Below are 19,516 nucleotides of genomic sequence, written 5' to 3' on the forward strand. Positions count from 1 at the left end.
ATGAAGAAACGACCCAATCTATGACTTGTCCTTTTGTGGACTCCCCTGCTGAACCACTTTGCCGTATGTCCCACCGCCACCTACCGAAAGCTCAAGTACACCGGTACGGGCAGCTATGATTTTGGAAGCTAAATCTTGGCCTGCTACGGCAGCAATCTCTTCTTCACCAGCATTATGGATAATGTTCATCTCAGTGCCAAAAGCTTGTAAAAGAACATTCATCTTCGCTTTTCCTAGCCCCGGTATGAAATCTAGCGGCACTTGATAATGGTAAGGTGGTCGGTGAGCAGGCACATGGGGCACCTCTCTGTCAGCGATATGAAGAATCCGGTCTAAAACCCCTTGCACTAACTTAGGGCTGCCGCAATAAGGACAACGATCCGAGGTGGCAACATCCTCATCAATAATGCTGCCGCAGCCGCTGCAGTAAGTCCGGTGATATTTCCCCAGTCGGGGATTAAGACCGAAGTTGGCTGCTACCCTGCGTCCATCTTTACGTTCAAGCGCCAGCCGTAATTCATGGAAGGAGGGTTCCACCAGCTCCATAACATTATATTCACGGCCCATTTTCCCCAATGAATGTGCGTCCGAATTGGTCAGGAAGGTATACCGGTCAAGCTCACTGATATATCCGGCCATTTCCGAATCTGCACTTAACCCAAGCTCAACGGCTGCAATCCGCTCCAAGTCAAATAGTTCAGCCATTTGATCTGTGGCACAGCCGTACAAACCTTTATGGGGAGTGAAGATATGGGCAGGAATTAGAAGGCCGCCTCTTCCAGTGATCTCATCCTGCAATTCACGCGCCGGAGCGTATAAACGTTGAGAGCTTAAAGTTATATTCCGCATATGACGGCTCATCCAAGCGCTAAAATCCATCATCGTATTCAGGTTCGGCATGAAAGCCAGTACATGGCATTCCTTCCGTCCCGGTTCACGAATCTCTATCTCCGCTCCCAGCACAATCGTCGTTCCCCGGTAAGATATCCCCCCGCCCTTAGCTTCCGTCATTTCTCCGGAATCCAGACTATCCAAGATATCTTGCTGAACCGGAGGTGAATGGCTGTCTATAATGCCAATGAGTTCTATCCCCTTGCGCTCTGCCGCCTCTTTCGCGATGCCTGCAAAGGTAAGATCTCGACTCCCGCTGATTTTGACCGACTGTCCGTTGGAGGCTTTGCCAATATGAACATGTAGGTCACAATAGCAGCTTTTCAGCTCCTGTTCTAATGCCATTGTCCGGTCAACGTATAGAGATGCCAAGCGTATACCGCCATCATGGTTTTTGCGTCAGCAATCCGTCCGTTCTCGATATATTGATAAGCTTCTTCCAGCGTTAGCTCAGAAACCTCCAGAAATTCATCCTCATCCAGCGCCATCTCGCCGGGTTGAGCATTCTCCGTTACGTACAAATGAATAATTTCGTCGGCAAAACCCGGTGAAGTATAGAACGATTTCAGAAGAAACAGTTCTCCACTATGAAAGCCAGTCTCTTCTTGAAGCTCTCGTTCAGCTGCATATTGAGGGTCTTCGCCTGGATCCAGCTTCCCTGCCGGAATTTCAACCTCAGTTCGTTGCATAGGCTGGCGATACTGTTCAACCACCAGCATTTTATTGTTGTTCAATGCGAGTACCGCTACGGCTCCAGGATGTTTCACGACCTCCCGAGTGGCTGTGTTGCCGTCGGGTAGACGTACGGTATCCACTTGAAGAGTAATGATCTTTCCATTGAAAATTGGCTCCGTGGACAATGTTATTTCGTCTAGAGCAGGGTTGGATTTGATTTCTTGTTTATTCATTTACTTTGGTCTCCTTTGGCTCAGTTCTGCATACGGTGTATTATAGCAAACTTAACTGGAAAGAAGGAATCGTCTATGAATGACCTCTTCAGCCGTACAAGCTCCTCCGCTCTAATTATGGTAGGCAAACCCAATCAGGTTAAAGCGGCACTGGCTATGTGGATGCAACAATATGGCCGTGACATGCCTCTGGCTTATGTTCTGTCATTACAAAGTACTCATTCGTCCCAAATAAAATATAAAGAGCTCTCCCCAGAGATCGACACATCCGGGGATAGCTCTTCAGTATGCACTTTATAGATTAACCTTTTACACTTTCCTTAATAATCGCTACAACTATTTCAGCCGCTTTAACAATATCCTGGGCTTTGATTCGTTCCTTGGTTGTATGAATATGCTCATACCCAATCGCCAGATTCACAGTTGGAATCTTAAGACCATTGAACACATTGGCATCACTGCCTCCGCCTGAATGAAACAACCGTGGAGTTAGACCTATAGACTTAATGGCCCGATCTGCAAGCTGAACCACAGGATCATGTTCGTTGAAGCTGAAAGCCGGATAGATGATTTCACTGCGGAATTCACATTCTGCTCCATACTCGCGTACGGTTGTCTCAAGGGCTTCACGCATTTGCGCTATCTGCAGATCTACTTTTTCTTGAACAATACTACGCGCTTCAGCATCCAGTTGCACATGATCGCACACGATGTTAGTGGGGCCTCCACCAGCGAATTTGCCGATATTGGCCGTTGTTTCACTATCAATGCGTCCCAGCTTCATGGCCGCGATTGCCTTGCTGGCCACTTGAATCGCACTGATACCATCTTCAGGATTAACACCTGCATGAGCGGACTTGCCAAAGATTTGCATGGTGACCTTGGCCTGCGTAGGTGCTGCCACTGCGATCGCACCAACCTCACCGTTAGAATCCAGCGCATATCCCATGTCGGCATCCAGATACTTCGGCTCCATCGCTCTTGCCCCTAACAGCCCCGACTCTTCACCTGCTGTAATCACGAATTGAATTTGTCCATGAGGAAGCTTCTGCTCCTGAATCACTCGGATGGCTTCGAATAAAGCAGCTAATCCTGCTTTATCATCTGCTCCAAGGATCGTACTACCGTCACTGGTAATCCAACCGTCTTCTCCAAGAGTTGGCTTGATCCCCTGTCCAGGAACAACGGTATCCATATGGCAGGTGAACAGAAGCTTCTGAGTATCTCCGCCATTCTCCGCAGGCCAAGTGATGAACAAGTTCCCAGCACCGTGGCCCGTTCTTTCCTGGGAATCATCTTCAATGACTTCCAGTCCAAGGGCATTGAATTTCTTCGTCAGAACATCCGCAATTTCTCGTTCATTTCTTGTCTCGCTATCAATACGGACAAGCTCCATAAATTCCTGAATCAATCGGTCTTGTATAATCAATGGACTTCCCTCTCTCTCATGGATACGTTACAATAGTTGTACTGCGTTAATAAATGCTTATGTCTATAACTTAAACTAATTCCAAAGGAGTCACTCATGCAACGTAAAAAATGGTTTCGCATACTCATTTACGTGATGCTGATCGCCATGATCGCTTCTACTCTGCTTATTGTGATCGAGCCGTTCCTTGTAGGTTAAAGCTACAAGCTAATAATAGCAGCCCGGAGTATCCAGGCTGCTATTTGTTATGTTAAGAATCACCGAGTATTTCCTCATAACCAAATCGACTCAGAAAATATGGGATTAGTTCCTGGGCAATCTTTTCGATATCCAGGCTTTTTCCTGTACACTCCTCTAATGAAGTTACACCATACTGGGCAATACCACAGGGAATAATGCCTTGGAAACCTTTTTCAGATATGCCTGCACTGATATTAAAGGCAAAACCGTGACTGGTAACGAATCCTTTGCGGAACCGGCTTTTGTTAAACTTAATTCCGATCGCACAGATCTTCTTATCACCAACCCAAACTCCCGTGTATTCCGGCTTGCGATCACCTTCGATACCGTAGGATGCCAGATAATCTATAATAACCTGTTCAAGGTCACGCAGATATCCGTGCAGATTCACCTTGCCATCTTCCCCAATCCGCAATAGTGGATAGCCCACCAGCTGACCCGGTCCATGATATGTAATATCTCCTCCGCGATCAATTTCAAACAACGCAATACCTTGTTCTTTGAGCTGCTCGCTATTAAGGAGGAGATGCTCGGGATGGTTCTGTGAACCAATCGTATACGTAGGCGGATGCTGCAAAAGGATGAGTCTCTCCGGCCCGTCACCCGCATCAATAGCCTGTACAGCTTCTTTTTGCAGCTCCCAGGCCTTGCCGTATTCCATCAAAGGGGTATACGAAATGGCCAGCTTACGTCCGTTCGTGATGATCATGCCTATACATCCCCTTTTCCCGAGTTATCTTACCTTGCTTCCAGTTGATTTAGTACAGCTTGGTTTCTGGTGTATAGCCTTCCACATTTTCCTTAACCCTTTGCAGGAATCGTCCGCTTATAACTCCATCCAGAATCCGGTGATCCAGAGACAGACAGATATTAGCCATGGAACGCACAGCGATCATATCGTTAATAACTACAGGCCTCTTCACAATAGACTCGAAGGTAACAATCGCCGCTTGGGGATAGTTAATGATTGGATAAGAAAGAATGGAACCAAAGGATCCTGTATTATTGACAGTAAATGTTCCGCCCTGCATATCATCTAGACGCAGCTTGCCCTCACGAGTCTTAAATGCAAGTTCATCAATCTCGCGTGCTAACCCAGCTACATTCTTCTGATCAGCATTCTTAATGACAGGGGTCATTACCGAGTCCTCGGTACCTACTGCAAGGGATATATTAATATCACGTTTAACGATAATTTTATCAACAGCCCAGACAGAGTTCATAATTGGATAGTCTTTAATGGCACTCACAACAGCCTTCATTAAAAAGGCAAGATAAGTAAGATTAATGCCCTCTTTGCGCTTGAACTCATCCTTAAGCTTGTTCCGAAGCATAACCAGATTCGTGACATCCACTTCAATCATAGTCCAAGCATGTGGAATTTCGGTGACACTTTGACGCATCCGCGATGCGATGGTGTTGCGAATCGGCGTTACATCTATTAAATACTCTGAGCTGCTGCCTCGGCCGCCTTCTACCTCAATGGTTGGGATACGCGGGGACTCGCTGAAATGAAGGCCGGAATTCCGCACAGGCTGAATATCCTCTTCCATCTCTGGCAGTATTGCCCGGACGATCTCTTCCTGCTTGGCTGCCGGTTCCAATTTCTGCATGGGAACACTCGGAGCGGATCCGCCGGCAGCAAGATAGGCCAACACATCCTTACGGGTGATACGACCTCCATTACCTGTACCGGATACAGCTTTGAGATCAATTTGGTGTTCCGCCGCCAGCGTCTGTACAGCGGGAGAATACCGGGAACGCATTGGAGCATCGGCATCTGCACCTTGACTCACTGCCCTCACTCCCGAACCCTGTGGTACAGCTTGACCGTTGATTGCAGTAGAAGGACTTGATGTAGCTTGTTGAACCGCAGGATCGACTGTATTCGAAGGGGCTACAGGCACAACGATTTGACAGATCACTTCACCTACATTAACCGTCTGGCCTTCCTCAGCCAAAAGTTCTCCCATAATTCCATCGATTGTGGAAGGAAGCTCTGCATTTACTTTATCTGTAATGACCTCACACAACGGCTCATATTGTTCCACCGGGTCACCCGGTTTTTTCAGCCATTTGCCGATCGTAGCTGATACCAGAGACTCTGCCAGCTGAGGCATGGTCACATCGATCAACTTTTGGTTGTCAGACATAATTTCACTCCTTAAAGGTTATACGATAAAGTCCTAGTATTGGGCCAGCCGAAGCATTTCCGCCTTTACCTTATCTTTGCTAAGCATAAAGAACTTCTCCATCGGCGGACTGATCGGCATCGCCGGCACATCAGGACCACAGAGACGGAAGATGGGTGCGTCCAATTCGAACAGGCAATGTTCGGCAATAATCGCTGCTACTTCCCCGCCTATGCCCCCTGTTTTGTTATCCTCATGCACTATAAGGACCTTCCCGGTCTGGCGTGCGGCAGCAATTATAGCTTCACGGTCAAGTGGCTGCAGTGTACGCAGATCCAGAATGTGAGCGGTAATGCCCTCCTCACGCTCCAGCTCTTCCGCAGCCTGCATGGCAAAATGCAGAGGCAGACTATAACCGATAACCGTAATGTCGCTTCCTTCACGAAGCAGGTTTGCTTCACCGATAGGTACTGTATAATCTCCTTCGGGCACATCTCCCTTGATCAATTTGTAGCATTTCTTATTCTCGAAGAACAAGACCGGATCAGGATCACGTACAGCTGATTTCAAGAGACCTTTGGCATCAGCTGCCGAATAAGGTGCTACAATTTTAAGACCCGGCGTACCAAAGAAGATGGATTCCGGACATTGGGAGTGATAAAGCCCTCCAAAGATACCTCCACCAATCGGTGCCCGGATAACAATAGGGCAATTCCAGTCGTTATTGGAGCGGTAGCGGATTTTGGCCGCTTCACTGATAATTTGATTGGTTGCCGGGAGCATGAAATCAGAATACTGCATTTCGGCAATAGGCTTCATTCCGTACATGGCAGCACCAATAGCTACACCGGCAATAGCCGATTCAGCCAAAGGTGTATCCAGTACACGCTCTGCGCCGAACTGATCCTGAAGTCCCTTGGTGGTTGTGAACACGCCGCCTTTGACCCCGACATCTTCTCCAAGAATAAATACGGATTCATCCCGTTCCATTTCTTCCTTCATTGCCAACCGGATCGCATCAATATATTCCATTATAGCCATACTTTACGCTCCTCCCTTGGACTCGCTGTACACATGCAGCAGCGTATCTTCCGGTTTCGGGAACGGCGCATTGTCGGCGTATTCAATAGCCTCTTTCAGTTCGAGATTGCACTCGGCAATCATATCGCGTTCCTGTTCATCACTCCAGAGTCCCAAGTTGATCAGGTAGTTGCGGAAGCCTGCCACACCGTCTTTTTTCCAGTTTTCGTCTACTTCCTCTTGCGTACGGTAAGCCAAATCATTATCGGAAGTAGAGTGTGGAGACAGACGATACATCATTGCCTCAATCAATGTTGGGCCTTCACCGGCCAATGCACGCTCACGCGCTTCTTTTACAACACGGTAGACCTCCAGCGGATCATTTCCATCCACCCGTATTCCTGGAAACCCGTAGCCAAGCGCTCGGTCGCTAATCTTACCCCCAAGCTGACGATGAGCTGGAATAGAGATCGCGTATTGATTATTCTGACACATGATAATGACGGGGAGCTTGTTCACACCGGCGAAATTGCAGGCTTCGTGAAAATCCCCTTGGTTACTGGAACCTTCACCAAAGGTAACAAAGGAAACAAACTTTTTCTTCTGCATTTTGGCCGCCAGTGCAAACCCTACGGCATGCGGAACTTGCGTAGTCACTGGACTGGATCCGGTAACAATACGCAGTCTCTTACTTCCAAAATGGCCTGGCATCTGCCGACCGCCGCTATTAGGGTCCTCTGCCTTAGCAAATACCGACAGCATCAGCTCCCGTGTAGTCATACCAACGGATAATACAAATGCATAATCACGATAATAAGGTAAAAAATAATCATTCTGGCGGTCCAGCGCAAATGCAGCCGCAACCTGCCCAGCCTCCTGACCAATCCCGGAGACATGGAAATTAATTTTGCCAGCCCGCTGAAGCAGCAGACTACGCTCGTCGTATTTACGGGCGAGCAGCATATATCTGTACATGTCTATGACCTGTCCGTCGCTAAGTCCAAGCGCTGTGTGTCTGTTAATGGTTTCTACAGTACCTTGTGATTCCATAGAGAGGTACCTCCTTATTCATAAAGCCTCAAGCCTTGTTCCAGCAGAGAAATCCAACGAATGCGGACTTGATCTTAAAACCTGGTACTAAGACTTGGCTTGAGTTTATTATAATCCCTTTACAACCAAAAAGAAATGCTCTTTAGCTTACATTCCGATAGCTTTTCCGTCTACAGCCAGCATCGCCTCACCGATAATCTCGGATAATGTTGGATGGGCATGAATAGCCTCGCCGACTTCCCAAGGCGTTGCATCCAAGATTTGAGCTAACGCGGCTTCACCGATAAGATCAGTAACATGCGGGCCAATCATCTGTACGCCGAGAATATCACCGCTGCTGCGATCTGCTACCACTTTTACAAAACCATCCTTCATTCCGTATACAATCGCTTTGCCGATCGCGGAGAAAGGGAACTTGCCTGTCACTACATCATGCCCCAGTGCCTTGGCCTCTTTCTCAGCATAACCCACACTGGCAACCTCCGGTCGCGAATAGACACAGCGAGGGACCAGATGGGTATGATACGGATGAAGTTTTTCGCCCGCCAAATGGTTCACCGCTCTTATCCCTTCATGACTGGCTGCATGCGCCAGTTGAAGGCCTCCTATGCAATCTCCGATGGCATAGATATGAGGCTCATTCGTCTGCATATTATCATTCACAGATATGATGCCCTTCTCGAAACGAATGTCTGTATTCTCCAGACCTATATTCTCGATATTAGCTTGTCTACCTACGGAAACCAACAGCTTCGCTGCTGACAGCGTTTGGCTTTGTTCCCCTTTTCGAGCCTCTAGAGTAACTCCATCCTCGGTTACCTGACAACTGTTAGTGTCAACCCTCGTACCTGTCAACACTTTGACACCACGCTTTTTCAAAAGTCGAAGAAGCTCTTTAGCCACCTCTGCATCCTCGAACGGGAGCAATTGTTCTTCGGCTTCAACAACGGTAACTTCGACACCAAAATCAGCCAGCATTGACGCCCATTCCACACCGATGACTCCGCCGCCAAGAATAATCATGGAGGAGGGCAATTCTTCCATCTTCAAAGCTTCTTCACTGCTAAAGATCGCTTTACCATCCGGAATAAGTCCAGGAAGGACACGCGGGCGTGAGCCTGTAGCAATGATTAAATGGCTGGAAACAACGTTCTCCATCTCTCCATCCTCCAGCTCAACAGCTACTGCACCGCTACGCGGCGAGAAGATGGAAGGACCAATAACACGGCCTTTACCTTTTACAACTTGAATCTTATTTTTCCGCATCAAAAATTGCACGCCCTGATGGAGTTGCTCCACAATCGCTTCTTTGCGCTGCTGAACTTTCGGGAAAACCAGCTTTACGCCGGAAGTCTCAATTCCATAGCTTTCACTTTCATTCATTTCCGCGAATACCTCTGCACTGCGTAGAAGGGATTTGCTCGGAATGCATCCCCGATGCAGACATGTCCCGCCTAATTTATCCATTTCTATAATGACGACTGACTTCCCCAGCTGTGCGGCGCGAATCGCTGCCACATATCCACCTGTTCCTCCGCCTAGTATCGCCACATCACATGATATTGTCATGATATGTATCCCTCCAATAATTACACATAAGTTCAACTTAACGTACCCTATTGTACTCTCTTTTTCCCACAATACAAAACCTATAAATGTCATAGCCAAATGGACAATTGAGGGCTAAAGCGTTATCATTAAATGAAATGAAAAGGGCTCAGGAGGGTAGGAATTCTTATGAAACTGCTAATTACACGCTTTATTGCCATTCTAATTCTCGTGATTCCCGGCCTGTTTGCCATGAAGGGCTTTATCATGATGAAGGATGATGTATATAATTATATATCCATGCACGGCGATGATACGGCAACCCCAGTATTTACCTGGCTTCATTTCGGAGGAGGACTGCTCCTCTTCGCAGCTGGAATGGCTTTTCTTGGCGGTTGGATTCTTACCCGGGACCGCAAGCGCAACTATGTCGGTCCTCGGTTTAAGGAGAAAAAGAAACCCGCACAAACTCAGCCGCCAAAGACAACCTCATAAATACTGACAAACAGCCTCCCTTAAGGGAAGGCTGTTATTTTTTATTTTACGCCACCTGCAACCAACTCACTATATAACCCGCCCTGACGTAGAAGTTCCTCATGGGATCCCTGCTGGAGTAAGTGACCTCCTTGAAGAACGAGAATACGGTCAGCCGCGCGGATGGTATTTAATCGATGGGCAATCACAAAGCTGGTACGGCCCTTCATGAGCGCTTGCAAACCTTCCTGGATCTTGATCTCCGTAACCGTATCGATGCTGCTGGTTGCTTCATCAAGAATCAGCATGGCCGGGTCAGCCAGAATGGCTCGGGCAATCGCTAACAGCTGTTTTTGACCTTGGCTAATACCGCTTCCGTCTGTCGCCAGCATACGTTCATAACCATCCGGCATCCGCATGATGAAAGAGTGGGCATTGGCCAGCTTAGCAGCCTCCTCGACCTCTTCGTCCGTAGCATCCAATCTTCCGTAACGAATATTATCGCGAATACTACCTTTAAATAAAAAAGTATCCTGCAGGACAAATGCCATATGCCCTCGGAGACTTTCGCGGCGAATAGAGGTAATATCATGGCCATCAATGGTAATCTGCCCCTCATGCGGATTATAGAAACGGGATAACAACCCGATCAGAGTAGTTTTCCCGGCTCCGGTAGGACCTACCAAAGCAATCATCTCGCCAGGCTTAGCCACAAAACTAATGTCTTGGAGGGTTTCAGCAGCTTCGTCATAGGAAAAGGATACTTCGGAGAATTCCACTTTTCCTTCCACGGTCTCCAGGGTTTTGGCTGCCCCTTCATCCTTCGCTTCGGTTTCTTCATCAAGAACCTCGAACACCCGCTCCGCACCAGCAATCGCCGACAGCAGACTGTTCCACTGATTCGCCAAATCATTTAGCGGACGGGTGAACTGACGCGTGTATTCCACAAACACAATAATCACTCCGACCGTAATGGAGCCGTTAATCGCCAAGATTCCGCCAACCCCGGCGACAATCGCAAAGCTTAAATTGTTCAGTCCATTCATCAGCTTCGGAATAAACCCAGAGATTGCCTGCGCCCAGTAGCCCGACAGCATAATCCGTTCATTTCGTTCACGAAAACCCGTAATCACGCGTTCTTCCTGCGAAAAGGCTTTGATGATACGCTGCCCGGATAAAGTTTCTTCAATGTAGCCGTTGAATTCCCCCATGTTCTTCTGCCGTTCCTTGAAAAGCGGGCCCGTCCGCCGCGTAATCCAGCGCATTCCGAAAGCCATCAATGGGACGACAATAAACGTAAGCAAAGTTAATATAGGGCTAAGCCACAACATTACAGACACTGTACCTACAAGCGTCAAGATGCTCGAAAAAATCTGGATAGCGGAGCTATTGAATGTTGAGCTTATATTTTCAATGTCATTGGTAAGCCTGCTCATAATCTCACCCTGCTGGCGACGGTTGAAGAAGGAGATAGGCAATTTATGCAAATGAGAGAACAACTCCGTACGCATTCGGTATACGGTCTCTTGTGCGATCTCGATCATCCATATATTTTGCAGCCAGGAAGTCAATGAATTGAAGATATACACCAGAGCCAGCCCGATTAAAAATACACTCCACGGCCTGCCTCCCGCCCCCTCCAAGAAATCATCCACCGCTACACCGATCAGATAAGGGCCGAGCAATGAGAGCATTGAACTTAGCACAACCATGAACAGAACAAGAGCCAATTTAGCTTTTCGCTTAGCGAGGTAATCCCATATTCTTTTTAGAGTCCCCGACCAATCCTTAGCCTTAGATTTCGGTTTGCGCCCCGTTGCAAGCCCTATCTTTCCTTCTGCAAGTGTAATTTCGGGTCGAGGGTGACGAAAGGGTTCAAGTAATGCCTTAAACATGCTGAACCTCCTCCCCCAATTGTGATTTGTAGATGGTTCGATACAGTTCAGAGCTTACCATCAGTTCCTTATGATTGCCGCTTCCAATTAATCGTCCCTCATCCAGCAAAAGAATTAAATCCGCCGATGCTGTAGAACTGATCTTCTGGGTAATCAAAAACGTGGTACAGGACATTTCCTTCAGAGCCTTCAACAAAGCACCTTCGGTTACTGCATCCAATGCACTGGTGCTGTCATCAAGTATGAGTATGGACGGATTTCTCACAAGAGCTCTGGCTATGGTTAAACGCTGTTTTTGACCACCTGACAGGTTAACACCCTTCTGTCCAAGCTTCGTCTCGTATCCATTAGGTAATTCTTGTATGGTTTCATGAATTTGTGCCGCTACTGCAGCCTTCTGAATCTGTTCCAGGGTAGCATTCTCATCTCCCCATGCTATGTTCTCCCGTACTGTTCCGGTAAAGAGCAGCACTTCCTGTGGAACATAGCCAATGGCATGGCGCAGTCTGGAAATATCCATCTCACGGGTATCTATTTCGTCAATCCGAATAGCCCCGGTGTTTCCTTCATACAAACGTGGAATAAGTCCTACAAGCGAGGATTTCCCCGAACCGGTGGAACCCATAATAGCAATACGCTCCCCCGGGGAAGCTGTAAACGTAATATTCTCAAGAACAGATATCTCACTGCCAGGATAGCTAAAGCCAACCTTTTCAAATTCAACCTGACCCTGAATCGGTTTACTATGAATCAATGATGACTTCTGAGAACTACTACTTACGTCCGGTATAGGCGATCCCTCGGCGAATACATCTTCAATACGCTGCAAAGAGGCCCGTGCTCTGGAAAAGGTAACCACGATCCAGGATAAGGCTGATAAAGCGCCCATGGTGCGCAGTGAATAGTTGATTACGGCAATCGTTTCGCCCAAGGTTGCGTTACCTGTTGAAATCTCCAGCCGGCCAAACCAAAGCACAGCTAATATCCCTGCATTCACGATTAGCAAAATGAAAGGCATCGTTGTTTCCGTTAACCTTAGTGCAGAGATTGTCGTTCTCATCAGATTTCCGCTAAAACTGGCAAAACGGCCTATTTCATGGCTCATACGTACAAACACACGGATTAACCGTATACCCGTCAAATTTTCCTGAATGACCCCGTTGACACCATCCAGACGGGCTTGAACATTTCGGAACAATAAGGATGCTCGTTTCATCACCCAATATAGAAATACGGCCAGGATAGGAACCGTCAGCGTAAGAATTAAGCCAAGCTTTACATGGACAACCAGCGCCATGATCACACTACCCATAACTACAAGCGGCACCCGCGTCATAAAACGCAAACTCATAAATATCGTATCCTGTAATTGGGATACATCACTGGTGAGCCGTGTAATTAGTGAAGAAGCAGCAAAACGGTTGAAGATTTCATAGGTGAAGGATTGAACTCTCTCATACAGCTTATCCCTGAGATCAAAGGCGAAGCCCTGGCTGGTATGCGATGCAAAAAAAGAGCTTAAGATCCCGGCGATAAAAGCAATTAAAGCGCTTCCTATTAAAACGCTCCCCCACATCCATACCACGGAGGGGTTCCTGCCCTTAATACCTTCATCAATAATTTTGGAGATCAAAAGGGGTTGTGACAGCTCCACAGCCAGCTCAATTAGCATCATAACTAGTGCGGCGACTGCTGCCACACGGTATTTTTTCAAGTAAGCAGAAATCAAGCTCATACCTTACCTCCGACCGGACAGCCAACTCTCCGTAATTTGTTATATATGAATACCCAATACCGTTACTCTTGCAGCGCATCCCGCAAACGGCTCGACATCATTGAGGACTGCGCAGACTTCACAGCAGCTCTTCGGAGCGCTTTGTTACTACGGGCCACTTCTGTTAAATCAGTCATCATTTCCGTAAGCAACGCCTGCACCTCCGGGGATAACTTCTCATCTTCTATTAAAGAATCGATGCGTTTTTTGTATTGACTCAACTTCTCTACCACCGTAATTACTCCCTTTCTTACCATTCATTGAGCTCTATTATACCATCTCCATGAAAGAAGTTTTTAAGTTCTCTCCTATAACATGTTTTTACTGGCTTACGGTGTCAGGAATATGATACTGTAATAAGGTCGCCTTTTGGAGATAGCTATTATTTTGTCATTTAGGAAAGGACCGATGGACAGTGGCACAGTTGTTTTTTAGATACGGAGCAATGAACAGTGGCAAATCTATAGAAATTCTAAAGGTAGCCCATAATTATGAGGAACAAGGCAAATCCGTTCTTATTTTCACCTCTTCTCTGGATGACCGGGACGAAGTTGGTTATGTCTCTTCCCGAATCGGACTACGCAAACAAGCTAGAGCCATAGACGAAAAGACGGACATCTACAGCATAGTCAACAATCACCAACCAAAACCTCATTGTGTGCTGATTGATGAATGCCAATTTTTGAACCGCGACAGCATTCTTCAGTTGGTCCGTATCGTAGATGAGCTGAACATTCCCGTAATGGCCTTCGGATTGAAAAATGATTTTCAGAACAACCTTTTCGAGGGAAGCAAATATATGTTAATTTACGCTGATAAAATCGAGGAAATGAAGACCATCTGCTGGTTCTGCGAGCGCAAAGCCACTATGGCCCTGCGTGTCGAGAACGGTAAGCCGGTTTACAGCGGCAAGCAAATTCAGATCGGCGGAAATGAAGCCTATTACCCCGTCTGCCGTAAATGCCACAAGAACCCTCCACTTTAATCAATATTTGAACAAAAGAAAGCATTCCGCAGCCGAATCTATTGGAGGGAATGCTTTCTTTTATTATAACGAAGCCTTCTGCGCCACATGCTCATCATTCTTGCGGACATAGAGGTTATACTGCAGCATCGGCTTTCCTCCGAAGTCAGCACGTCTGTTCAGTTCCCGACTTCACCCTTGATTTTGGTTCGATGCGATATACCGGCTGCAATTATAGCACTCTTCATTTTAAAATATTGTGCCTGGTCAAACGTTGTGAACAGCAAGGTTCTTTCTGCCGGTACAAAGAAGCGAAATATACCTTTTAAAAAGCGCATATATCACACCTCCCTATTCAAATACCGCTCATGAATCACGTTCAAATGATGAATCACATGACCAATCAGTACACATATCAATGCTCTCACAGAAATCAATGAGTCATTAGCAGTTCCTGTTCGGGTCCATGCCTCCTGAGGCAGACTTTCCAGCAATACCAGTGTCGATTCACGAACCAATTTATAATGATCAATCATCTGTTTCAGAGTGAACCTGTCAAAGCAACCGGAATCCACATAGTCATTTTCCTCATACCCGGCAAGCGGAGTCTTATCTCCTCGGGCAATTCTTAACAGACGGTAAGACATAATACGGTCATTATCTATCAGATGCCCAATGATCTGCTTAATATTCCATTTCTCCGGTGCATAGCGGTATCCCCCTTGAACATCACTTAATTCTCCCAAAAAAGCAAATATCGCTTGTGACTGCTCTCTGAAAATAGCAACTAATTCACCGTTCTCTGGCACTAATGAGATATAATTAGCATAAAAGTCTCCATATTCATTACGATTTGGGCGCTTTTCCATGGGCGAAATCCCCTCCGTTTACAAATTTTAAGAAATATTTGGTGAATAGTGCCATTTCCTGTTGTTGAATTTTATAACATTAGGTATAATATTTGCAAGATTAAGAATAAATTAATCGGTTCATCGGGAGTGTATGCATTGTTGGAATTTTTGCTCTTTATGTTGTTTTCCGTGTTGGAAAGTTGTGCTTTATTTTTTCTAGCCTTCAAGATTTTTAAGATTGATCTGTATGAAAAAGAAATTATATTTGCAAGTATAATCATGGGGGGGTTCTCTTACGTCCTCCGCAATAATTATAATTTACCCGAAGTTGATGTCTTACTACAGTACTTACTAGTCTTTTGTTTTTTTTGGCTTTTGTTTAGAATCCAAGTATTCTATGCAACAATAATGACGGCCATGGCTTATCAGGCTTTTTTGTTAATTCAATCCGTTCTTTATTTATTGATGAAAATGTCAGGTATCTATGAACTTCAGTATCCCATATTATCTTTTGGAACATATCTTTTACAGTTCATTTCCTCGATATTAACTTTATGCATTGGTTATTATATAGGAACAAAGAGGAAGGGATCTGATTTTGTCCCAGACAAGCCTGATGGGAGCATTAACATCAGCGGCCGCGACAAAATTATGTTTATTTTAACTTTGCCTTCCCCGTTTTTTACATTGTTTATGTTATTTTCTGCCAAGCATTTATTTGAATTTTTCTCATTGATACCTATATTTTATGCAGTTCTATTGTTTGGATATTTATATCTCTCCAATAAAAAGGACCTTGATAAACATGATTATTAATCATCTCGCAAATAAAATATCGGTTTCAATTAAACAAGCAAATCCGGAAGAAACCAGTTCCATTGAAATCATGCAATACTCCTTGAATATAATTTTAAATACACTGCTAATATTGTTAGGATCTGTACTTATAGGCTTGCTGCTTGATAATTTAGCGAATACTATGATATTTTTTGCAAGTATATCCATATTACGTATATTTTCTGGGGGTTTCCATCTAAAAACTGCGTCTGCTTGTAATGTGGTTACCATTTTACTATGTACTTTAACTCCATATTTTCTTAACTTTAGAGGAGAGGTAGTTTTAGTAATAAATACTATCAGCTTCATAATTATGCTGCTCTTTGCACCCAATCCAGACAAAAATGCTCAAATTCCTCTCAGATTTTTCCCCCACCTAAAACTAGCCTCAATTGTATTGGTTAGTTTTAATTTTATAATAAATTCGTCTGTCATCGGATTGGCATTTTTTATCCAGTCCTTAACAGTAATCTCATGGAAGAGGAGGGGGAAATAATGAAGAAATCTGTTGCAAAACACGCTTCTGCTGCTCTTTCAGCATCAGCACGTTTTTTTGTATCTATTATGAAGTTCGCGTTTCACAGCCCGGAAGCACCACAAGAATTACGGAAGTAATTGAACAAGGATGGGGAAAACATGCGTGTTCTAGATCACGACGGATCTTCCTGGGATATCCAGGAAGAGGAAATATTGTACTTCTCTAATTATAAAAATACAATATTCGTCCACACGAAAGAAGGCGAATTTGTTCTCCCCACCACTCTTTCTGATATTTTTTGTGCTTATGGGAGTAAAGGATTCGAACGTCTTGATCGAAGTAACGTCGTAAATATTCAAAATATTGAAGATTATGATTCAAATCGAAAGATTGTATCCTTTAACAATGGTTCGCAATTTACAACAGTCTCGGAATCAAATGACTTACGTATAAAAAAATACTTAACGGCAAGAAAAAAAAGCCCGGCTAATTTATAGGGGCCACTGAAAAAGTGATTTTAAAAAAGGTGCAGTTACTCCTTACAAAAAGGAGGAACTGCACCTTTTTCCTGTATACTTAAGTATCATGGGGGAAATAGGTGAGCCGGAATGATTCAGAAACAACAGACCTTGGTGTTGAGTCCATACATCGAACTCTACAATATGGTAGTGCCGAAGGATAACTTGCTTCGGCAAATCAACGAACTTGTAGATTTTTCATTTATCTACGAAGAACTTCAAGTGAACTATTGCCTCGATAACGGGCGTAATGCCATCGACCCGATTCGGATGTTTAAATACTTGCTCCTTAAAGCAATATTTGAATTGTCTGACGTGGACATCGTGGAACGGTCCCGGTATGACCTGTCCTTTAAGTATTTTCTGGGGATGGCGCCAGAGGACCCGGTTATGGATCCCAGCTCCTTAACCAAGTTCCGCAAGCTACGCCTGAAAAACATGAATATGCTGGACTTACTCATTGGGAAAACCGTGACACTCGCCATTGAGATAGGAATCCTGAAGAGCACTGCAATTATTGTGGACGCAACCCATACCAAAGCGCGCTACAACCAGAAGTCTCCGCAAGAGATCCTTCAGGACCGGGCCCGGAAAGTACGCAAAGCTCTCTATGCGATGGACGAATCCGTCAAGACTAAGCTGCCGACGAAGAATACCAGCACAGTGTTGGAAGACGAGATCTCCTACTGCAACAAACTCATACATACCGTCGAAAACGAATTGGGCCTACCATTGGTACCGAAACTGCAAGAACCGCTAAACCTGCTAAAGGAAACCGTGGAGGATGATGTGGAGCAGCTTCGAATCGCAGAAGACGCGGATGCGCGGGTCGGGCACAAAAGTGCGGACTCGTCCTTTTTCGGATACAAAACTCACTTGGCTATGACAGAGGAACGCATTATTACAGCGGCCATTGTTACAACGGGCGAAAAGAATGACGGTAAACAACTGCAAGATCTGATTGAAAAAAGTAAAGCCACGGGGATGGACGTCCGAACGGTAATTGGAGATACGGCTTATTCGGAGAAGGACAATCTCATCTATACAAAGACGAACGACATGGAACTGGTGGCCAAATTAAACCCGATGATTACGCAAGGGAACCGCAAGAAAGAAGATGAGTTTGAGTTCAACAAAGACGCTGACCTGTATGTCTGCAAGGCCGGCCACATGGCGATCCGCAAAGCACGGCAAGGAAAGAAGGGTGTCGGTAAAAACCAGGTGGTCACGTATTATTTTGACGTAGAGAAGTGCAAGCGATGTCCATTCAAAGAAGGGTGCTACAAGGAAGGATCCAAGACGAAAACCTATTCCGTGAGCATAAAGTCCGACGAGCATTCGGAGCAAATGGCTTTCCAAGAGAGCGACTATTTCAAAGACAAGTCAAAAGAACGGTACAAGATTGAAGCCAAGAATAGCGAACTGAAACACAGACACGGGTACGATGTAGCCATATCCTCGGGTCTCTTAGGCATGGAGCTACAAGGAGCAATGGCGATATTCGCAGTTAATCTGAAGAGGATTTTGAAGCTACACGACTAATAAGGATTATGGTTGTGCAGCCAAATACAGCAAAAAGAAGACATCTTCCCTGAGGGGGTGATGCTTCTTTTTGAATGTGACGAAGCACTTAATCCAAAATGGTTAGTTCTTCAGTGGCCTCAATTTATAGCCGGGCTTTTTTTTATGGAAATAAATCATTGTCCCATGTTATCCATCATTTGTAAAGAAAAATTCAGAAGATGAATGATAGGAGACAGAGTAGCTCACAAATGGTACCATTTGGAAAGGATGTATATTAAAATTACATAATAGCATATGGAGGGAACTAATGAATTATCAATTCCACCCTTCGCCTCGCCCCTCATCTCTTGAATTGTTAACAGACGAGCAACTATTGAACATTTTTGAATTGGCGGTGCAGGCTAAGGCTTCCCCAGATTTTATTCAGATTATTGAAAACGTTTTGGAAGGAAGAAATATCCCATTTCTAAAAGAACAACTCGAAGAACTCAGTAAAGAAGTGGAAGAATAGATTGTATTAATCTAACAGCTTAATTACAACTTTTAGCGTTCATTTATTAGTCCTCTATGGAATTAGGTGCGGACTGTTCAATTGTATATAATATCCATACTCTCCAAAGAGGCAGATCCTAGATCTGTCTTTTTAATTTTAATTCAGCAGTGAATAACAACGGGGCGTTTGCTCCAATCACCGCCGGTAATGCCCAAGGTTACCTTCACCAAAAGAAACCCACTACAACCACAACTGTCTTCAGGGATGCTGCATCTAATTAGTGCCTAGACATAGTCCGCTGTAGCGGTGATTATAGACAAGGCATCATTGGTAGCCCTTATATGCATCCTTCGCTCCCAAGGCCTACAGCTACCCTTACAGAGGCTGCTAAAGTCATCTTTGCTGTTAGCACCTCCGTAAAGATTGAAGAGGGGGCATTCCAGAAGCCAATATAATGGCTGTGGACTGGCTATCTGTAAAAGGCCTTTCG

General features: G+C 45.3%; 21 protein-coding genes. 8 read left to right on the forward strand and 13 right to left on the reverse strand.

Annotation, left to right across the window (positions count from 1 at the left end):
* Positions 1-18: 18 nt before the first annotated feature.
* Both PWYN_RS24720 and PWYN_RS24725 read right to left on the reverse strand, forming a co-directional pair.
* Entirely contained in the window at positions 19-1,236 is a 1,218-nt protein-coding gene (locus PWYN_RS24720) for an endonuclease Q family protein (protein ID WP_036657452.1), read from the reverse strand.
* The gene (locus PWYN_RS24725; protein WP_036657456.1) at positions 1,227-1,799 is read right to left on the reverse strand and encodes an NUDIX hydrolase; all 573 of its coding nucleotides are present in this window, start codon (positions 1,797-1,799) and stop codon (positions 1,227-1,229) included. Before PWYN_RS24725 ends, PWYN_RS24720 begins: the two co-directional genes overlap by 10 nt.
* A 75-nt stretch (positions 1,800-1,874) precedes the next feature.
* Here PWYN_RS24725 and PWYN_RS24730 point away from each other — a divergent pair, with 75 nt between their 5' ends.
* Positions 1,875-2,099: a hypothetical protein gene (locus PWYN_RS24730; RefSeq protein WP_036657459.1), complete on the forward strand. Its 225-nt coding sequence runs from the start codon at positions 1,875-1,877 to the stop codon at positions 2,097-2,099.
* A 1-nt stretch (position 2,100) separates the two neighbouring features.
* Here PWYN_RS24730 and PWYN_RS24735 read toward each other — a convergent pair whose 3' ends face one another.
* Complete coding sequence (locus tag PWYN_RS24735; protein WP_036657463.1) at positions 2,101-3,228, reverse strand: tripeptidase T; 1,128 nt, start codon at positions 3,226-3,228, stop codon at positions 2,101-2,103.
* Positions 3,229-3,324: 96 nt separating this feature from the next.
* On the opposite strand from PWYN_RS24735, the gene prli42 reads away from it, so the two are divergent.
* Complete coding sequence (gene prli42, locus PWYN_RS29440) at positions 3,325-3,426, forward strand: stressosome-associated protein Prli42 (protein WP_157261254.1); 102 nt, start codon at positions 3,325-3,327, stop codon at positions 3,424-3,426.
* A 52-nt stretch (positions 3,427-3,478) separates the two neighbouring features.
* Here the strand turns inward: prli42 and lipB are convergent, their stop codons facing one another.
* The 5 genes from lipB to lpdA all read right to left on the reverse strand — a co-directional run bounded on the left by lipB (position 3,479) and on the right by lpdA (position 9,239).
* The gene (lipB, locus tag PWYN_RS24740) at positions 3,479-4,177 is read right to left on the reverse strand and encodes a lipoyl(octanoyl) transferase LipB (RefSeq protein ID WP_036657465.1); all 699 of its coding nucleotides are present in this window, start codon (positions 4,175-4,177) and stop codon (positions 3,479-3,481) included.
* Positions 4,178-4,226: 49 nt separating this feature from the next.
* Positions 4,227-5,621, reverse strand: coding sequence for a dihydrolipoamide acetyltransferase family protein (locus PWYN_RS24745; protein WP_036657468.1), 1,395 nt, complete (start codon positions 5,619-5,621; stop codon positions 4,227-4,229).
* 33 nt (positions 5,622-5,654) lie between these two features.
* Positions 5,655-6,641, reverse strand: a complete 987-nt coding sequence (locus tag PWYN_RS24750) for an alpha-ketoacid dehydrogenase subunit beta (RefSeq protein ID WP_036657471.1) — start codon at positions 6,639-6,641, stop codon at positions 5,655-5,657.
* Between the two features lie 3 nt (positions 6,642-6,644).
* A complete protein-coding gene (locus PWYN_RS24755) occupies positions 6,645-7,670 on the reverse strand; it encodes a thiamine pyrophosphate-dependent dehydrogenase E1 component subunit alpha (protein ID WP_036657473.1) in 1,026 nt (341 codons plus the stop codon).
* A gap of 147 nt (positions 7,671-7,817) precedes the next feature.
* Positions 7,818-9,239 carry a dihydrolipoyl dehydrogenase gene (gene lpdA / locus PWYN_RS24760; protein WP_036657477.1) on the reverse strand — a complete coding sequence of 474 codons (1,422 nt, stop codon included), beginning with the start codon at positions 9,237-9,239 and terminating at the stop codon, positions 7,818-7,820.
* Between the two features lie 168 nt (positions 9,240-9,407).
* On the opposite strand from lpdA, the gene PWYN_RS24765 reads away from it, so the two are divergent.
* Positions 9,408-9,713: a DUF2627 domain-containing protein gene (locus tag PWYN_RS24765; protein WP_036657480.1), complete on the forward strand. Its 306-nt coding sequence runs from the start codon at positions 9,408-9,410 to the stop codon at positions 9,711-9,713.
* A 41-nt stretch (positions 9,714-9,754) separates the two neighbouring features.
* Here PWYN_RS24765 and PWYN_RS24770 read toward each other — a convergent pair whose 3' ends face one another.
* From PWYN_RS24770 to PWYN_RS24780, 3 genes are all read right to left on the reverse strand, one after another.
* Positions 9,755-11,587 carry an ABC transporter ATP-binding protein gene (locus PWYN_RS24770; RefSeq protein ID WP_036657483.1) on the reverse strand — a complete coding sequence of 611 codons (1,833 nt, stop codon included), beginning with the start codon at positions 11,585-11,587 and terminating at the stop codon, positions 9,755-9,757.
* A complete protein-coding gene (locus tag PWYN_RS24775) occupies positions 11,580-13,322 on the reverse strand; it encodes an ABC transporter ATP-binding protein (RefSeq protein ID WP_036657485.1) in 1,743 nt (580 codons plus the stop codon). Before PWYN_RS24775 ends, PWYN_RS24770 begins: the two co-directional genes overlap by 8 nt.
* Before the next feature lie 62 nt (positions 13,323-13,384).
* The gene (locus tag PWYN_RS24780) at positions 13,385-13,618 is read right to left on the reverse strand and encodes a hypothetical protein (RefSeq protein ID WP_036657488.1); all 234 of its coding nucleotides are present in this window, start codon (positions 13,616-13,618) and stop codon (positions 13,385-13,387) included.
* A gap of 158 nt (positions 13,619-13,776) precedes the next feature.
* Between PWYN_RS24780 and PWYN_RS24785 the strand changes: the two genes are divergently transcribed.
* A complete protein-coding gene (locus PWYN_RS24785; RefSeq protein WP_036657490.1) occupies positions 13,777-14,346 on the forward strand; it encodes a thymidine kinase in 570 nt (189 codons plus the stop codon).
* A 158-nt stretch (positions 14,347-14,504) separates the two neighbouring features.
* On the opposite strand, the gene PWYN_RS29445 is transcribed toward PWYN_RS24785, so the two are convergent.
* Both PWYN_RS29445 and PWYN_RS24790 read right to left on the reverse strand, forming a co-directional pair.
* Positions 14,505-14,663 (reverse strand): hypothetical protein, encoded by a 159-nt coding sequence (locus tag PWYN_RS29445; protein ID WP_157261255.1) that lies wholly within the window; start codon positions 14,661-14,663, stop codon positions 14,505-14,507.
* 3 nt (positions 14,664-14,666) lie between these two features.
* A complete protein-coding gene (locus PWYN_RS24790) occupies positions 14,667-15,194 on the reverse strand; it encodes a DinB family protein (protein ID WP_036657493.1) in 528 nt (175 codons plus the stop codon).
* A gap of 868 nt (positions 15,195-16,062) precedes the next feature.
* On the opposite strand from PWYN_RS24790, the gene PWYN_RS30755 reads away from it, so the two are divergent.
* The 4 genes from PWYN_RS30755 to sda all read left to right on the forward strand — a co-directional run bounded on the left by PWYN_RS30755 (position 16,063) and on the right by sda (position 19,044).
* The gene (locus PWYN_RS30755) at positions 16,063-16,509 is read left to right on the forward strand and encodes an accessory gene regulator B family protein (protein ID WP_476703797.1); all 447 of its coding nucleotides are present in this window, start codon (positions 16,063-16,065) and stop codon (positions 16,507-16,509) included.
* A 140-nt stretch (positions 16,510-16,649) separates the two neighbouring features.
* Entirely contained in the window at positions 16,650-16,988 is a 339-nt protein-coding gene (locus tag PWYN_RS24805) for a LytTR family DNA-binding domain-containing protein (protein ID WP_036657506.1), read from the forward strand.
* A gap of 111 nt (positions 16,989-17,099) precedes the next feature.
* On the forward strand, positions 17,100-18,551 hold the full coding sequence (locus PWYN_RS24810; protein ID WP_036648568.1) for an IS1182 family transposase: 1,452 nt from the start codon (positions 17,100-17,102) through the stop codon (positions 18,549-18,551).
* A gap of 289 nt (positions 18,552-18,840) precedes the next feature.
* A complete protein-coding gene (gene sda / locus PWYN_RS24820; protein ID WP_036657511.1) occupies positions 18,841-19,044 on the forward strand; it encodes a sporulation histidine kinase inhibitor Sda in 204 nt (67 codons plus the stop codon).
* The last annotated feature ends 472 nt before the right edge of the window (positions 19,045-19,516 follow it).

It is taken from the genome of Paenibacillus wynnii (assembly GCF_000757885.1).
Lineage (GTDB): Bacteria > Bacillota > Bacilli > Paenibacillales > Paenibacillaceae > Paenibacillus_AQ > Paenibacillus_AQ wynnii.

Excerpts from the sequence above, each read along its gene's own strand:
- PWYN_RS24720 (WP_036657452.1), bottom strand. The coding sequence starts at position 1,236 with ATGGCATTAGAACAGGAGCTGAAAAGCTGCTATTGTGACCTACATGTT.
- PWYN_RS24725 (WP_036657456.1), bottom strand. The coding sequence starts at position 1,799 with ATGAATAAACAAGAAATCAAATCCAACCCTGCTCTAGACGAAATAACA.
- PWYN_RS24730 (WP_036657459.1), top strand. The coding sequence starts at position 1,875 with ATGAATGACCTCTTCAGCCGTACAAGCTCCTCCGCTCTAATTATGGTA.
- prli42 (WP_157261254.1), top strand. The coding sequence starts at position 3,325 with ATGCAACGTAAAAAATGGTTTCGCATACTCATTTACGTGATGCTGATC.
- lipB (WP_036657465.1), bottom strand. The coding sequence starts at position 4,177 with ATGATCATCACGAACGGACGTAAGCTGGCCATTTCGTATACCCCTTTG.
- PWYN_RS24745 (WP_036657468.1), bottom strand. The coding sequence starts at position 5,621 with ATGTCTGACAACCAAAAGTTGATCGATGTGACCATGCCTCAGCTGGCA.
- PWYN_RS24750 (WP_036657471.1), bottom strand. The coding sequence starts at position 6,641 with ATGGCTATAATGGAATATATTGATGCGATCCGGTTGGCAATGAAGGAA.
- PWYN_RS24755 (WP_036657473.1), bottom strand. The coding sequence starts at position 7,670 with ATGGAATCACAAGGTACTGTAGAAACCATTAACAGACACACAGCGCTT.
- lpdA (WP_036657477.1), bottom strand. The coding sequence starts at position 9,239 with ATGACAATATCATGTGATGTGGCGATACTAGGCGGAGGAACAGGTGGA.
- PWYN_RS24765 (WP_036657480.1), top strand. The coding sequence starts at position 9,408 with ATGAAACTGCTAATTACACGCTTTATTGCCATTCTAATTCTCGTGATT.
- PWYN_RS24770 (WP_036657483.1), bottom strand. The coding sequence starts at position 11,587 with ATGTTTAAGGCATTACTTGAACCCTTTCGTCACCCTCGACCCGAAATT.
- PWYN_RS24775 (WP_036657485.1), bottom strand. The coding sequence starts at position 13,322 with ATGAGCTTGATTTCTGCTTACTTGAAAAAATACCGTGTGGCAGCAGTC.
- PWYN_RS24780 (WP_036657488.1), bottom strand. The coding sequence starts at position 13,618 with ATGGTAAGAAAGGGAGTAATTACGGTGGTAGAGAAGTTGAGTCAATAC.
- PWYN_RS29445 (WP_157261255.1), bottom strand. The coding sequence starts at position 14,663 with ATGCGCTTTTTAAAAGGTATATTTCGCTTCTTTGTACCGGCAGAAAGA.
- PWYN_RS24790 (WP_036657493.1), bottom strand. The coding sequence starts at position 15,194 with ATGGAAAAGCGCCCAAATCGTAATGAATATGGAGACTTTTATGCTAAT.
- PWYN_RS30755 (WP_476703797.1), top strand. The coding sequence starts at position 16,063 with ATGCAATACTCCTTGAATATAATTTTAAATACACTGCTAATATTGTTA.
- PWYN_RS24805 (WP_036657506.1), top strand. The coding sequence starts at position 16,650 with ATGCGTGTTCTAGATCACGACGGATCTTCCTGGGATATCCAGGAAGAG.
- PWYN_RS24810 (WP_036648568.1), top strand. The coding sequence starts at position 17,100 with ATGATTCAGAAACAACAGACCTTGGTGTTGAGTCCATACATCGAACTC.
- sda (WP_036657511.1), top strand. The coding sequence starts at position 18,841 with ATGAATTATCAATTCCACCCTTCGCCTCGCCCCTCATCTCTTGAATTG.